Source organism: Pseudomonas sp. 7SR1 (genome assembly GCF_900156465.1).
Taxonomy (GTDB): domain Bacteria; phylum Pseudomonadota; class Gammaproteobacteria; order Pseudomonadales; family Pseudomonadaceae; genus Aquipseudomonas.
Genome location: NZ_LT707064.1, coordinates 2638317 through 2652799, shown reverse-complemented (window position 1 = coordinate 2652799; position 14483 = coordinate 2638317). Strand labels below are relative to the sequence as shown.

The window sequence follows — 14483 nt, the reverse complement described above, 5'->3', positions numbered from 1 at the left end:
TGATCATCCTGAAATACGGTGCTTAGAAGGTCACGCCGACGCTGAGCGCCAGGAAATCGCGATCGTCAACGGTGCTGAAGTCGCCACCAAAGAAGTTGGTGTAGGCCAGGCTCGCGTTGTAGGTGTTCTGGTATTCGGCATCCAGACCGAGGCTGACAGCTTTGCGGCCTTCCTCGAAGTTGCCGCCAGGGCCTGGCGAGTAGCCTTTGACGTCATGGGACCAGGCCACGTTGGGCTTGAGGTTCACACCGGCGAACACGTCCGGGTATTCCCAGATGGCGCGAGCGCGGTAGCCCCAGGAGGTGGAGGTGGTGAAGCCGTCGTTGTTGCAGTTGCTGTTCACGTTGGCGGCGGTCTGGCCACCACCTGCGGCGGTCGAAGAGTTGAGCGTGCTGCAGAAGCCGTTGGGCAACTGGCCTGGACCGAACACCGGATCACGACCGTAACGAGCATCGGATTTGCTTTCCAGGCCACCGACGTGAGTGACACCGACTTCACCAACCAGGGTCAGGCGGCTGGCGCCCATGACCTGATCGAGGAAGTGGGTGAAGGTGGTCTGGAACTGGGTGATTTCCTTGCGGCGATAGCCATGCAGGTCCTGGCCCGGAGTGCCTTGGAGCACCGACGCATTGCCGAGCCCGGGCAATGGGGTGACACCGGCAAACAGGATATCGGTGGTGCTCAATTGCACCGGAGCATTCGGACGGTAGCTCAGTTCACCGCTCCACGCCGTACCGGTGGGCAGCGTCGTGGAGAAGCTCAGGCCATACAAACGGATGTCTTCAGGATATTCGACGAAATAATTCGAGTTACCCGCCACGATCAGGGGCGCCAGCTGACCAAAAAGCGGAGCGCTGTTGTAGACCGACTGCGGCGCACCGGTAGCACTGAAGATCGGCGCACGACTGTGGTAGTTCATGAAGTAGGCGCCAAACTCGGTGTCCAGCGGCTCGAACATGTACTTCAGAGACGCGCCCCATTGGCCGCTCTCGCGGGCATCGCGGTCCGGACCGCGACGCACCAGCACGCCTTCTTCGTTGATGTCGACGCCTTGGCCTTCCAGTATCGGGAGGACGATACCCGGAAACGGAATGCTTGAGCGTTTGTTCAATACCCGCAGGTTGTCATTGCAACCATCGGCAATCACATCGGGCTGGGAGAAGAACGTACCGCAGTTATCCACCACGGTCTGGTCCCATTCAATCTGGTAGAAGGCCTCGGCCGACAGGTTATCGGTCAGGCTCTGGGACACGTAGAACATGTTGACCGGGATCAGGCCTTCCTTGATCTCGGCACCGGGACGACGGAACGCGGACACGTCGATCGGGTTGATGGAGTTAATGCCGCCCTGGATGAAGGTACTCTCACCCCAGCTGACCACCTGCTTGCCCAGGCGCACCGAGCCCGGTTGATCGGCAATGGCGTAGTTGTGATAGACGAACGCATCGAGGATCTGCCCGCCGGAAGACTTGGCGCCTTCCTTGCGATTGCTGTCGCTGATGTCCTTGTACAGGCGGTTTTCGTCCTTCAGCTCGAAGTCGTACCAGTACTTGCCGCGTACGAACACGCCGGTATCGCCATACTTGAGTTCCAGGTCGTGGATGCCCTTGAAGATCTTCGAGAAGGTTTCGCCACGCTTGAAGTTCAGGTGTCCGTCATCGGAGGTCTGCGACAACCCCTTGCCGCCGTTGTTGACACCAATCAGGTCGCTGTTGGGCTTGGCCGTGGACCAGCTTGCGCCCACCGACAGGGACGAGTCGAACTGGCCTTCGATTTCACCGATATTGAAGCTGACGCCAAATGCCGGCCCGGCGAGCGAAGAGGCGAGACTGACCGCCAGAGGCAATTTTGCCCGGCGCCAGAACGTGGTTGCTGTGGTCATCGACGCTACTCCATGTGCTTATTGTTATGGCAGTGAACGTTCCAGGAACACTTCGACGGCCTGGGCGCGGCAACGCCCCGATACCCCGCGGAAGTCGCATCGCTCTTTCGTGCGTGCGCCCCGTTCCTGAAAAATCCGTGAGCGGACTATAGCCAGCAGGTAGTACGGCTTGATCCCTCTAAAGTGTGATTTGCAGCCCTCGACCACTCTGGAACAGTCCTTTCGCCAGGCCGACAGATATCGGCACCGCAAGGATGGCTGATTTTTCCGGTTTGACAAGGCAAGCGCTTGCTTGGTGGGGCTGCCGTGCCCTTTCGGGCACGGCAGGAACGCTTCAAAGCGTGGAAAGGAAGGTGCTGTTGTTGCTTTGCCATTCGACGATATCGACGCGGATGCGCTTCTTGTCGAGCTTGCCGACACTGGTCTTGGGAATTTCCGTAACAAGGGCAATCTGGCTCGGAATCGCCCACTTGCTCAGGTGCCCCTGCTCGACGAACGGCTTGAGGTGATCCTTGAGCTCCCGAGCCCCGATCTGGTGCCCTTCGTGAATCACCAGCAAGGCAAACGGACGCTCGCCCCACTGTGGATCCGGAATACCCACCACTGCTACTTCACGTACCGCCACGTGACGGCTGATGAGGTCTTCCAGGTCCAGGGAGGAGATCCATTCGCCGCCAGTCTTGATCACGTCCTTGATACGGTCGCGGATGTCGATGAAGCCCATGCCGTCCAGCGTGGCGACGTCACCGGTGTGCAGCCAGCCACCGGCCCAGAGCTCGGCGCCTTTCTGCGGCTCGTTGAAATAACCCTCGGTGAGCCAGGGCGCCCGCAGTACCAGCTCCCCCTGGGTCTCGCCGTCGGCAGGCAGGAAGCGGCCCTCGGCATCGACGATCGCCGCCTCCACCAGAGGCCCCGGTACGCCGGCCTTGATCCGGTAGGTGATGCGCTCGTCTTCGCTGCCGGCCATCAATTCGTCGTTCAGGTGGGCACAGGACACCAGGGGGCCGGTTTCCGACATACCGTAGGCGGCGGTGAGCTGGATGCCCTTGGCCTTGGCGGCTTCATACAGGCTACGGTTCAGGGCACTGCCGCCGATGACGATTTTCCAGCCGCCGAAATCGGCGTCCTGGGCGCTCTTGGCGTTGAGGACCATTTGCAGGATGGTGGGCACGCAGTGGGAGAACGTGACCTTCTCATTGCGCCATAGCTGGACCAGGAATTCCGGATCGTACCGGCCGGGATAGACCTGCTTGAGGCCGAGCATGGTCGCCACGTACGGCAGGCCCCAGGCATGTACATGGAACATCGGCGTGATGGGCATGTACACGTCATTGGAGCCCAGCAGCCGCACACTGTCGATGGCCCCCATGATGGTCGCCTCGCCCAGGGTATGCAGCACCAACTGCCGGTGAGTGAAGTACACCCCCTTGGGGTTGCCCGTGGTGCCGGTGGTGTAGAAGGTGGTGGCGACCGAGTTCTCGTCGAAGTCCTGGAAGTCGTAGACGGGGCTCGCCGCGGCCAGCAGTTGCTCGTATTCACCCACCAGGTTCGGCAGGTCGGCGGTCTTTTCCGGCAAGTCGGTCAGCAGCAGCGTCTTTTCCACCGTGGTCAGGTGGCCGGCAATGGCCTGGTACAACCCGACGAACTCGCTGTTGACCAGCACGAAACGGTCCTCGGCATGATTCATGGTGTAGAGGATCTGCTCCGGCGACAGGCGCACGTTGATCGTATGGATCACCGCGCCGATCATCGGTATCGCGAACATGCATTCCAGATACCGATGGCTGTCCCAGTCCATCACTGCGACGGTATCGCCCGCCTTGACCCCGGCTTCGGTCAGCACATTGGCCAGCCGCGCGACCCGTTCGACCAGTGTCGGATAGTTGTAGCGCAACTGGTCACGGTAGACGATCTCGCGGGTTTTCTCGTAACGGGCCCCGGACATCAACAGCCGCCTGATCAGCAGCGGGTATTGATAAGCGCCTTCGGCAGGAGGAATAACGCGAGTCTGCAACATAAGAATCCCTTTTTCTGACTGCATAGTCGTGGCTGGAGGTGAGCACTCTAGAGCGCTTATACACGGATCAAATCAGCCAAAGGAATGATTTATTCAGCAGGCAAATACTAGCCTTGAGCCAGTATTTGCACGCGTTCACGCAGCCTGGACGGATACGCTCGCAGATCAATGCGTCTCGGTGAACGCCAGCTTCACGCCGATGGCCACGAGCACCGCGCCCATGGTGCGGTCGAACCAGTGGCCCATGCGGGCGAAACCGGCGCGCACCCGCTGCTGGCTGAACAACATGGCGACCATGCAGAACCACAAGGCCGTGGCGACCGCCAGGTATACGCCGTAACCGGCCTGTACCGCCAACGGTGTATGCGGGTTGATGACCACAGTGAACAGCGACAGGAAGAACAGCGTCGCCTTGGGATTCAGGCCGTTGGTGATGAAGCCCGAGGTGAACGCGCCACGGGCACTACGCTCACCCACCTCCTTGTGCAGGTGGTCTTCGGCAGCACCGGCTGGCTTGGCCCGCAGCGCCTTGAAGCCGATGTACAGCAGGTAGGCGGCAGCGGCCCACTTCAAGGCGTTGAAGAGCACGATCGATTGCGACACGATCAGGCCGATACCCAACAGCGAGTAGCCCACGTGCAGGAAAATCGCCGTGCCGACGCCCAGCGCCGTCCAGGTTCCCGCGCGCCGGCCGTGGGTCACGCTTTCGCGCACCACCACGGCGAAATCCGGCCCGGGGCTGGCGACCGCCAACAAGTGGATCAGGGCGACAGTGAGGAATTCGGTGAGGTACATGGGGGCTCCTCGTGGGTAGGCCTTGTTGAGTGGATGCCGTGCGGCGCCAGGGCCGCAACTCATCTGATAGGCTCGCCACATTACGCCTTCGGCTTCTGACACAAAAGGTACAGTTGATGACGAACACCGCCCGCGCCGTTTTTCTCGACCATTCTTCCCTGGACCTGGGTGACCTGGACCTGGCCCCGTTGCGCAACTGCTTCGGCGAACTGCAACTGTTCGCCCGGACCCTGCCCGGCCAGGTGACAGAACGACTCCAGGACGCCACGGTGGCGATCACCAACAAGGTCGTGATCGACGCAGCGGCCATGGCCGCAAACGCCAGCCTCAAGCTGATCCTGATCAGCGCCACCGGTACCAACAATGTCGACCTGCAGGCGGCTCGTCGCCACGGCATCACCGTCTGCAACTGCCAGGGGTACGGCACGCCGTCGGTGGCCCAGCACACGATCATGCTGTTGCTGAACCTGGCGACGCGCCTGGCCGATTATCAAAAAGCAGTGGGTGAAGGTCGTTGGCAACAGGCCGCGCAGTTCTGCCTGCTGGACTATCCCATCGTCGAACTGCAAGGCAAGACCCTGGGCTTGCTCGGCCACGGCGAGCTGGGTAGCGCCGTCGGCCGGCTGGCCGAGGCATTTGGCATGCGCGTGCTGCTGGGGCAGGTCCCTGGTCGCCCTGCCCGCCCCGATCGCCTGCCGCTGGATCAGTTGCTGCCGCAAGTCGATGCCCTGACCCTGCACTGTCCGCTCAACGAGCACACCCGCCACTTCATCGGCCCGCGGGAACTGGCGCTGCTCAAGCCCGGGGCCTTTGTCCTCAACACCGCCCGAGGCGGTCTGATCGACGAACAGGCCTTGGCCGATGCCCTGCGCAGCGGCCACCTGGGCGGCGCCGCCACCGATGTGCTGAGCGTGGAACCACCGACCCAGGGCAACCCACTGCTGGCCGCCGATATTCCCCGCCTGATCGTCACGCCCCACAACGCCTGGGGCAGCCGCGAGGCGCGGCAGCGGATCGTCGGTCAACTGACTGAAAACGCCCAGGGCTTTTTCAGCGGTGCAGCACGACGAGTCGTCAGTTGATAAACTGCCGCACTTTTTTTCAAGGAGCAGACCATGGATCCGCGCAGTGAAGTACTGCTTCGTCAGGCCGAGTTATTCCAAGGATCGGTCTTGCTGGCCGGGCTGCCCGCCGACGACCTGCTCGGCCGCCTGCCCGGGGCCCATGGCTGGTGCTGGCACGCAGGGGACCAGGCCGCACTGGACGCGCGTTTCCCTGAGCGCAGCCACTTCGGCGTGAACGTTCCCGAGCGCGCATTCGACACTGCGGTGGTGTTCCTGCCCAAGGCCAAGGACCTCACCGATTACCTGCTCAACGCCGTGGCGGCGCGCCTGGCCGGTCGGGAGGTCTATCTGGTGGGCGAAAAACGCGCCGGCATCGAAAGCGCATCCAAGCAACTCAACCCATTCGGCAAGCCGCGCAAGCTCGACAGCGCACGGCATTGCCAGTTGTGGCAGGTCACCGTCGCCAATGCGCCCGAGGCCAAGCCCCTGGAAAGCCTGGCCCAGACCTACGAGCTGCCCCTGGCCGAAGGCCCTCTGAAGATCGTCAGCCTGCCGGGGGTGTTCAGCCACGGTCGGCTGGATCGCGGCAGTGCGCTGTTGCTCGAGCACCTGGATAAACTGCCCAGCGGCCACCTGCTGGATTTCGGCTGCGGTGCCGGCGTGCTGGGAGCGGCCGTCAAGCGACGTTACCCACACAACAGCGTCACCCTGCTGGACGTGGACGCTTTCGCCACCGCCAGCAGCCGCCTGACCCTGGCTGCCAACGGGCTGGAGGCCGAAGTACTGACCGCAGACGGTATCGACGCAGCGCCCATGGGCCTGAATGCCATCCTCAGCAATCCGCCCTTCCATGTCGGTGTGCACACCGATTACCAGGCCACGGAGAACTTGCTGAGAAAAGCTGCCAAACACCTGAAAAATGGCGGCGAACTTCGGTTGGTGGCGAACAGTTTCCTCAAGTACCAGCCGTTGATCGAAGAACACCTGGGGGTTTGCACGATCAAGGCCGAGGGTCAGGGGTTCCGCATCTACCGGGCCAAGCGCGGCTGAATTTTTTCACGAAACAGCACTTGCCCTATCGGATTTGCCTAGGCAGAATCCGCTCCGTCCTAGGGGAGTAGTCTCCCGCGAGCGCCCTGCTCGCCCGGCATACGTCAACATACTTGGTCAGCAGACCATGGCGTATGCGGCCCAAGCGTCCACGCAGATGGTCGCTGGGTTTGACAAGACCTATGACACGCACACCTTACCCGGGGCGGGAAGGCTGTACGTGTCATAGCCGTGTCGACCCGCCCCTTTAGGAATCCCCCTGATGCTGGACTCTTTCCTGGTACCGACCGCAATCGTTGCGCTGGCCGAAATCGGCGACAAGACACAATTGCTCGCGCTTATCCTGGCGGCTCGCTTTCGCAAACCCTGGCCGATCATCGCCGGCATCGTCGCCGCGACACTCGCCAACCACGCCGCCGCCGGTGCGGTGGGCGCCTGGGTCAGCAGCATTTTCTCGGATGGAGTCCTGCACTGGATCCTGGCGGCGAGCTTTGCGGCCACGGCTCTCTGGACCCTGGTCCCGGACAAGCTGGACGATGAAGAGGCCAATACCGCCCGCAGGTTCGGGCCGTTCCTGACCACACTGATCGCCTTTTTCCTGGCAGAGATCGGCGACAAGACGCAGATCGCCACGGTGATGCTCGCCGCGCAATACCCGGAGCTCTGGCTGGTGATCATCGGCACGACCGTGGGTATGTTGATCGCTAACGTGCCAGTGGTGCTGGCGGGTAATTTCGCCGCCGAGAAATTGCCCCTCGCCCTTATCCGCCGCCTGGCCGCCTCGGCGTTTTTCATCCTGGCGATCGTCGCGGTGTACAAGGCGATGCAGAGCAGTGGGTGGGTTTGATACCGCGTCATCGTTCATCGCGAGCAAGCTCGCTCCCACAGGGGCTGAAGATCATTGTGGGAACGCGCTTGCTCGCGACGAGGCCAGCCGCCTCACCGCATGACGATGCTTATTTCCTGGCCTGCTGATACAGCGGCATGACCTTGGGAATCGCCGCCTGCAACGAAGCGATCCGGCTGCTCGACGAAGGGTGGGTGCTCATGAATTCCGGTGGAGCACCTTCCGAAGCCTTGCTCATCTTGTTCCACAGGGTGATCGCGGCGTTCGGATCGTAGCCGGCGCGAGCGGCCAGTTCTAGACCGATCAGGTCGGCTTCGTTTTCGTTGCCACGGCTGTTGGGCAAGGTCATGCCATAGTTCGCCACGGTGTCGGCCAATGCCAGGCTGTCCTGGCCCAGGCCGAACAACGCACCGGCGCCCTGCTTGGCCATCTCGATCCCATAAGCCTTGGACATCGCTTCGCGCCCATGCTCGCGCAGGGCATGGGCGATTTCATGGCCCATGATCGCGGCGATTTCAGCGTCGGTCAGCTTCAACTGGTCGATCAGCCCGGTGTAGAACATGATCTTGCCGCCGGGGCCGCAGTTGGCGTTGAGCTCGTCGCTCTTGATGAGGTTCACTTCCCAGTTCCATTGCGCCGCATCCGGGCGGAACACCGGGGCCTGGGCAATCAGCCGGTCGGCAATGACCTGGACGCGCTTGGCATCGGCGCTGGTCTTGTCCAGCACGCCCTTGGCGCTCGCCTCGCCCATGGTCTTCTGATAGGACTGGGCGTACATCTGGTTGACCTCGGCGCTGGACAGCATGCTGAACATGTACTGCTTGCGCTCTACGCCCACGGCTCCGCCGCTGGTGGTGTTGACCGACTGGCAACCGGCAAGCAACAGGCCCGCGCTCAGTGCACTTACCATCAATGTCTTGTTCATAACGAAGCTCCCTGAAAACGTGGGCGTATCCTATGCGCGGTTTTGTATCTGCGCCAGATACACAGCGAGGGATTACAGCTAATTCGGACGGATCTCATCGAAGTCCATTTGCGACACCCACGATTCCAAAACAGTCACCCGACGAACAGCCACTCATGCAGGGCCACGCAAACGCCGATACAGCGTCCAGGCGTCATTTACACGTCCGGAGTCTTTATGAAGTTCAGATCTATCCAGTTTTCCGTGGCCGCCCTGGCGGGCGCCATCGTCCTCAGCGTGGTCGGTGCCCTGGTGCTGTACGCGCTGTTCGCCGGTGCGCGCACCCAGGAGATGGTGCAAGAGCGAACCAAGGCGCAATTCAAGCAACAGATCGAGCAACGCCTCAGCGCCCTGGCCCGCACCCAGGCCAGCCTGATCCAGCGGGAACTGGAGGCGCCGCTGTCCCTCGCCAAGGGCCTGGCCACAACCAACGCCCTCATGGGCATGGCCGGCACGGATGGCAGCCCGCAATTGAAAGTGCCACGCGAGCAGTTGATCAACCTGCTGCGTGAAACCGTGGTGCGCAACCCGAAAGTCCTTGGCGCCTACATCGCCTGGGAGCCCAACGCCATCGACCACGACGACGCCAGTTACGTGAACAGCCAGGTCCTGGGCATGGAAACCAACGGGCGCTTCCTGCCCTGGTGGTTCCGCAACCAGGACGGTACCCTGGGCCTGGAAAAACTTGCCGACGTGGCCGACCAGAAAATGCTCTCCACCGGCATTCGCGCCAGCGAATATTACCTGTGCTCCCAGGACAGCAAGAAAGCCTGCGTGATCGACCCGGCGCCGTACCGCGTCGGCGACACCATGACCATGCTCGCCTCGTTCATCGAACCGATCATGATCAACGGCGCATTCCAGGGCATCGCCGGGGCGGACCTGTCGGTGAACTTCATCCAGGACATGCTCGTGGCCGCCGACGCCAAGCTGTACGACGGAGCCGGGGAAATGGCCTTGCTGTCCACCAACAACCGCCTGGTGGCCTTTACCAAGGACCCGAGCAAGCTGGGGGAAAAAGGCAGTGACCTGCTGGACGCCAACGAACTGGATAACCTGACCCGCCTCAGCATCGGCGAAGTGCGCTACGACATCGATCAAGCACATGGGCATATCGAGGTGTACATGCCATTCGGCATCGGCGAAACCAACGCCCGCTGGACGCTGATGCTGCAACTGCCGCTGAACGCGGTAATGGCCGATCTGCAAGCCTTGCAGAATGACCTGGACGATCAGCGCCAGTCCGACATCCTCGGCATGACCGTGGTGGGCCTGGTGATCGCCGGTATTGGCCTGCTGGTGATCTGGCTGGTGGGCCATGGCATCGCCCGGCCACTCAAGCAGATGGTGGCCATGCTCGATGACATCGCCCAGGGTGAAGGCGACCTGACTCGGCGCCTGGTCAGCGACCGCGCCGATGAGCTGGGGGCTATCGCCAAGGGGTTCAACACGTTCCTGAGCAAATTGCAGGGGATGATCAGCCAGGTGGTGATATCCGTGCAGAGCGTCAGCGACTCGTCGGAGCACACCGCCGATATCGCCATACGTACCAACCAGGGCGTGCACAAGCAGATGGCGGAGATCGATCAGGTCGCCACCGCCGTGCACGAAATGACCGCCACTGCCCAGGATGTGGCGCGCAACGCGACCCAGGCGGCCCAGGCCGCCAGTCATGCCGATCAGGCCGCCAGCCAGGGCATGCGGATCGTGCAGGACACCTCCACGTCCATCGGCGCCCTGGCCCAGGAAATCGGCAGGGCGGTAGGCGTCGTGCAAAACCTGGCCAAGGACAGCGAGAACATCAACGCGATTCTCACTGCCATCCGCGGGATCGCCGAGCAGACCAACCTGCTGGCCCTCAACGCAGCCATCGAAGCCGCCCGGGCCGGTGAACAGGGCCGTGGTTTTGCGGTGGTGGCCGATGAAGTGCGCAACCTGGCGCAGAAGACCCAGCAAGCCACGGAAGAAATCCAGTCGATGATCCAGCAACTGCAACAGGGCACCCGGGATGTGGTGCGGGTGATGGAAGACAGCCAGCACCGTACCGATGAAAGTGTCCAGCATGCCGCAAAGGCCGCCCAGGCCCTGGAAACCATCACCCAGGCCGTGTCGGTGATCAATGACATGAACACCCAGATCGCCAGCGCCGCCGAGGAACAGAGTGCCGTGGCCGATGACATCAACCGCAACGTCATCAACATCGGGCAAGTGGCGAACGAAGTGGCGGGCGGCGCGGACGAGTCCAGCGCGGCCAGTGCCGGCCTGACCAAACTGGCAGAGCAGCAGCGGCGCTTGATCAATCAGTTCAGGGTCTGACCCCGGGGCCTCATCGCAAGCAGGCTCGCGATGAGGCCCGCATGGGCACCGCGACACTCACGCCGGAGTCAGGCACTCCGGCCCGTTGAGTTTCGGATCGTTGACCAGGTTGGCCAGCACCCGCTCGCGCAATGGCGCCGGCTCGCTCGCCAGCAACCCTTGCAAGGCATGCAACGGCGTCTGGGGATCGAGCCACAGCCGCTGCCCTTCTTCATCCAGGATCAACGGCCGGCGCTGGCCCGCCGCCGGCAGGGTGATGACCGCCGTGCTCAACCACACCTGCTCCTGCACCGGATAGGCTTCCCAGATCGCGGCAAAAAACAGTGACGAACCCTCCCCCGGCGTCAGCCAGTAGGGTCGCTTGCGCGTGCCGCCACGCCATTCGTAGAAGCCGTTGGCCGGCAACAGGCAGCGACGCAGGCGCAGGGCTTCGCGGAACATCGGTTGCTCGGCCACGGTTTCGGCCCGGGCATGGGCCGGTGTACGCGACAGGTCCGTCAGCCACGCCGGGGTCAGCCCCCAGCGAGCCCGGGCCAGTTCGCGCTGGCCTTCGGCGCCGGCCCGCAGCATCAGCACCGAATCGTTGGGCGAAATATTCCATTGGGCCTTCTGGTCGGCGGGAAAGCCAGGCAGGGCCGCGAAAGCGGGATTCCAGCGAAACAGGGCATAACGTCCACACATGGGGCAACAGGACTCTCGATTGAACGGCCGTCAGCCTAACAGACCAGGGTACCGGGATAGCTGTCCGGTTCATCGCCGGGCAACGGCAGCGCGACATTGTACGCGGCGATCAGCTCGCGGGCGTACTGGGCCTGCTCATCCTCCACCGCCAGCCCCAGCAGCCCCTGCATCGGCAACTCGCCGGCACCGCCCACGAGGTCGCGGCCCACCAGGTGCGCGGTGATGCCTTCGCTGGCGAGCATGCCTTGCAGCAGCTCGCCTTCCATCAGGTTTTCCAGTTCGTAGATTCGCTGCATGGACGCCCCCGTCATTCGTTCTCGCTGTGAACCTCGAGCAACCATTCATGGCCATCGGTTTGCAGGATGAAATAGATCGGGCGGCAACACACCGGACAGTCCTCGATATAGGTCTGGTCGCCACCGGACAGGTCCAGAACCGCTTCAGCCGGTTCACCGCAATAAGGACATTCGTAGCGCTCGGTTTCCAGCATCGCGGTCTCCCAGGTGACTTGTGCGTATAATCGCCGGTCTATTTGCAGGGCTATTTTCGTCTGGCTTATCTTCCAGGCCGTGCCCTGTCGGTTTTTTGATCGAACCCTTAACTTACCCTAGCCGTTTCCAACAAGAGAGCATGATGGGCGAATTCGATGCCATCCGACCTTACAACGACAGCGAAGTCCCAGCGGTACTGGCTCGGCTGCTCGGTGACAAGGCGTTTCTAGATATCCTCACCCACTTCCGCTTTCCGCGCCTGGCCGGAGCCTTCGGCTGGCTGCTCAAACCTCTTATAGCGCAAAGATTGCGCCGTGAGTTCGCCGACGTGACGTCGGTCGCCACCTTGCAGGACAAAGTGGAGTTCTACGTCGACCACACCATCGAGCGCGCCACCGACGGCGTGACCTATACCGGGGTGGAGCAGTTCAAGTCCGGCAGCGCCTACCTGTTCATCGCCAATCATCGCGATATCGTGATGGACCCGGCCTTCGTCAACTACGCCGTGTACCACGCCGGCCTGCCGACCCCGCGCATCGCCATCGGCGACAACTTGCTGCAGAAACCCTTCGTCAGCGACCTGATGCGCCTGAACAAGAGTTTCATCGTGCACCGCTCCCTCACCGGGCGGAAGGAGAAACTGGCGGCCTATCAGTTGCTCTCGGCGTACATCAACCACTCGATCCGGCACGACTGCGCTTCGATCTGGATCGCCCAGGCCGAAGGCCGGGCCAAGGACGGCGACGACCGTACCGAGTCGGCGATCCTCAAGATGTTCCACATGAGCCGCAAGGACGAACCGTTCGGCGAGGTGATCCAGTCGCTGAACCTCACGCCGGTGTCGATCAGCTATGAATACGACCCGTGCGACCAGGCCAAGGCCCGCGAGCTGTATATCCGCGCCACCACCGGCAGCTACACCAAGGCACCGGGCGAGGATGACGTGAGCATCGCCAAGGGCATCACCGGCTACAAGGGCCGGGTCCATGTGAACTTCGCCGCGCCGATCACCGAGCTGTTCGAGGACACCAAGCAACTGGCCCAGGAAATGGACCGGCAGATTCTCGGCGGTTATCGCCTGTTCCCGGTGCACTACCTGGCCTACGCCCAATGGGCCGACGCGGACCCGCAATTGCAGGTTCCCAGGGCGGCGCAGATGTTCGGTGCCGAAGAGCTGGCCAAGGCCGAGGAGGAATGGCAACGCCGGCTGGACGCTTGCCCGGCAGAATACCGGCCGTTCCTGGTATTGCAATACGCGACGCCGGTGCGTAATCAGTATCGGGTCAAGGCGGGGTTGCCGTTGTAACGCCGCCTAGCTGCCGATACAAGGATATCTGGCGAGGGGTTTGGCGAAACGTCGCACCGTCCCGCTCGGTTGCGCAGCCACCGCAAAATGGCTGTAGATCAAGGCTGATCTATTGGGTTCGAAGGGCTGCTTTGCAGCCCAGCGGGGATCAATCTCCTCGCCACAAAAACATCCGTGACCGGCGGTGCAAGCCGCCATTTCGCGTTTTTCAGTGAACCTGCGTACTGATCCACGACACCAGCAACGCCAGCGCCAGGCAGGCAAAACCGAACCGATAGAAGAATCGGTTCATGCGCTGGGTGGCCAGGTCCAGCAGTGCTTCGAAGCGCTCCTCGCCGTTGCCACTGCGCGCTTGCAGGCTGGCCCGCGCCCGCAGCTCGCGACGACGAGTGGCGTGCAGCAACCAACCTCCAGGGCAGGCAAACAACAAGGCCAGCAGGTTGATCAGTTTGGCAGGGTGGGCGGCGAACAGCGAAAACAGATGCAGCGACATCACAAACCTCAAGGAAAAAACGGACAGGACGCGGCCCGCGACAGCGAACAGGGCGCGGATTCTACCGAAAGGCCGGCGCACTGCCGCATTTTTTCCGACCAGTAACGATCTGTTCGGTGCTTCGGATGCTGGCGTAGCGACTTTGTGGCAGAGGGATTGATCCCCGCCGGCTGCGAAGCAGCCCCGGGCTTCCTGCCGGGCCCAAGCGCCTGCGAGTGCCACGCACTCGAGCGGGAATCGATCCCTTCGCCACGGCAGAAAGGCCGCGATCCATCGTAATTCTTCGCGTCACGGTTTCGTCATCTGGATAGGCCACTCTGTCGCCCTCCAAACCTGCACGGAACCCGTCATGCTGCACGCCGAAAACCAGGATCGCCTCTACCTCATCAGCCCGAGCGACGAACAACAGAACCTCGTCGACAGCCTGTCCTTCAATGTGCAGGACCGCCATTGGCTGGTGTATTGCGCCCTGGGCGGCCACCAGCATGCCGACTTGCCTGAGACAGACCTGCTGACCGGGATCAGCGTGCTGGAATTCTATTCCCAGGCCGCCTGAAAAAACTGTGGGAGCGAGCTG

Annotated in this window: 14 protein-coding genes, 1 pseudogene and 1 riboswitch; of the genes and pseudogenes, 7 read left to right on the top strand and 8 right to left on the bottom strand. The window is 62.2% G+C overall.

Annotated elements, in window-relative coordinates; translation table 11 throughout:
* Positions 1 to 22: 22 nt before the first annotated feature.
* The 3 genes from BW992_RS12110 to BW992_RS12100 all read right to left on the bottom strand — a co-directional run bounded on the left by BW992_RS12110 (position 23) and on the right by BW992_RS12100 (position 4694).
* Positions 23 to 1882 carry a DUF1302 domain-containing protein gene (locus tag BW992_RS12110; protein WP_076406287.1) on the bottom strand — a complete coding sequence of 620 codons (1860 nt, stop codon included), beginning with the start codon at positions 1880 to 1882 and terminating at the stop codon, positions 23 to 25.
* A gap of 334 nt (positions 1883 to 2216) precedes the next feature.
* Positions 2217 to 3899 (bottom strand): fatty acid--CoA ligase, encoded by a 1683-nt coding sequence (locus BW992_RS12105; RefSeq protein ID WP_072396894.1) that lies wholly within the window; start codon positions 3897 to 3899, stop codon positions 2217 to 2219.
* Positions 3900 to 4064: 165 nt separating this feature from the next.
* A complete protein-coding gene (locus BW992_RS12100) occupies positions 4065 to 4694 on the bottom strand; it encodes a LysE family translocator (RefSeq protein WP_072396892.1) in 630 nt (209 codons plus the stop codon).
* Positions 4695 to 4810: 116 nt separating this feature from the next.
* Here BW992_RS12100 and BW992_RS12095 point away from each other — a divergent pair, with 116 nt between their 5' ends.
* The 3 genes from BW992_RS12095 to BW992_RS12085 all read left to right on the top strand — a co-directional run bounded on the left by BW992_RS12095 (position 4811) and on the right by BW992_RS12085 (position 7655).
* Entirely contained in the window at positions 4811 to 5776 is a 966-nt protein-coding gene (locus tag BW992_RS12095; RefSeq protein WP_076406285.1) for a 2-hydroxyacid dehydrogenase, read from the top strand.
* A 33-nt stretch (positions 5777 to 5809) separates the two neighbouring features.
* On the top strand, positions 5810 to 6808 hold the full coding sequence (locus tag BW992_RS12090; protein WP_072396888.1) for a class I SAM-dependent methyltransferase: 999 nt from the start codon (positions 5810 to 5812) through the stop codon (positions 6806 to 6808).
* A gap of 49 nt (positions 6809 to 6857) precedes the next feature.
* Positions 6858 to 6980, top strand: a riboswitch (yybP-ykoY riboswitch).
* Positions 6981 to 7070: 90 nt separating this feature from the next.
* Positions 7071 to 7655 (top strand): TMEM165/GDT1 family protein, encoded by a 585-nt coding sequence (locus BW992_RS12085; RefSeq protein ID WP_072396885.1) that lies wholly within the window; start codon positions 7071 to 7073, stop codon positions 7653 to 7655.
* 109 nt (positions 7656 to 7764) lie between these two features.
* On the opposite strand, the gene BW992_RS12080 is transcribed toward BW992_RS12085, so the two are convergent.
* Positions 7765 to 8580 carry a M48 family metallopeptidase gene (locus tag BW992_RS12080; RefSeq protein WP_053146507.1) on the bottom strand — a complete coding sequence of 272 codons (816 nt, stop codon included), beginning with the start codon at positions 8578 to 8580 and terminating at the stop codon, positions 7765 to 7767.
* Positions 8581 to 8796: 216 nt separating this feature from the next.
* Here BW992_RS12080 and BW992_RS27505 point away from each other — a divergent pair.
* Positions 8797 to 10029, top strand: a pseudogene (locus BW992_RS27505) (methyl-accepting chemotaxis protein); the annotation flags it as partial.
* A 63-nt stretch (positions 10030 to 10092) separates the two neighbouring features.
* Entirely contained in the window at positions 10093 to 10935 is an 843-nt protein-coding gene (locus tag BW992_RS27500) for a methyl-accepting chemotaxis protein (protein WP_371264418.1), read from the top strand.
* Between the two features lie 57 nt (positions 10936 to 10992).
* Here BW992_RS27500 and BW992_RS12070 read toward each other — a convergent pair whose 3' ends face one another.
* Genes BW992_RS12070 through BW992_RS12060 form a run of 3 tightly spaced genes read right to left on the bottom strand, consistent with a single transcriptional unit; the run spans position 10993 to position 12106 of the window.
* Positions 10993 to 11616, bottom strand: a complete 624-nt coding sequence (locus tag BW992_RS12070; RefSeq protein ID WP_072396881.1) for an SOS response-associated peptidase — start codon at positions 11614 to 11616, stop codon at positions 10993 to 10995.
* A 35-nt stretch (positions 11617 to 11651) separates the two neighbouring features.
* Positions 11652 to 11912 carry a putative signal transducing protein gene (locus tag BW992_RS12065; protein ID WP_072396879.1) on the bottom strand — a complete coding sequence of 87 codons (261 nt, stop codon included), beginning with the start codon at positions 11910 to 11912 and terminating at the stop codon, positions 11652 to 11654.
* A gap of 11 nt (positions 11913 to 11923) precedes the next feature.
* Positions 11924 to 12106, bottom strand: coding sequence for a CPXCG motif-containing cysteine-rich protein (locus BW992_RS12060; RefSeq protein WP_053146513.1), 183 nt, complete (start codon positions 12104 to 12106; stop codon positions 11924 to 11926).
* Positions 12107 to 12246: 140 nt separating this feature from the next.
* Here BW992_RS12060 and BW992_RS12055 point away from each other — a divergent pair, with 140 nt between their 5' ends.
* Complete coding sequence (locus tag BW992_RS12055) at positions 12247 to 13413, top strand: 1-acyl-sn-glycerol-3-phosphate acyltransferase (RefSeq protein ID WP_072396877.1); 1167 nt, start codon at positions 12247 to 12249, stop codon at positions 13411 to 13413.
* Between the two features lie 208 nt (positions 13414 to 13621).
* Here the strand turns inward: BW992_RS12055 and BW992_RS12050 are convergent, their stop codons facing one another.
* Positions 13622 to 13906: a hypothetical protein gene (locus tag BW992_RS12050; protein ID WP_072396875.1), complete on the bottom strand. Its 285-nt coding sequence runs from the start codon at positions 13904 to 13906 to the stop codon at positions 13622 to 13624.
* A 349-nt stretch (positions 13907 to 14255) separates the two neighbouring features.
* Between BW992_RS12050 and BW992_RS12045 the strand changes: the two genes are divergently transcribed.
* Complete coding sequence (locus BW992_RS12045; protein WP_003185312.1) at positions 14256 to 14462, top strand: hypothetical protein; 207 nt, start codon at positions 14256 to 14258, stop codon at positions 14460 to 14462.
* The last annotated feature ends 21 nt before the right edge of the window (positions 14463 to 14483 follow it).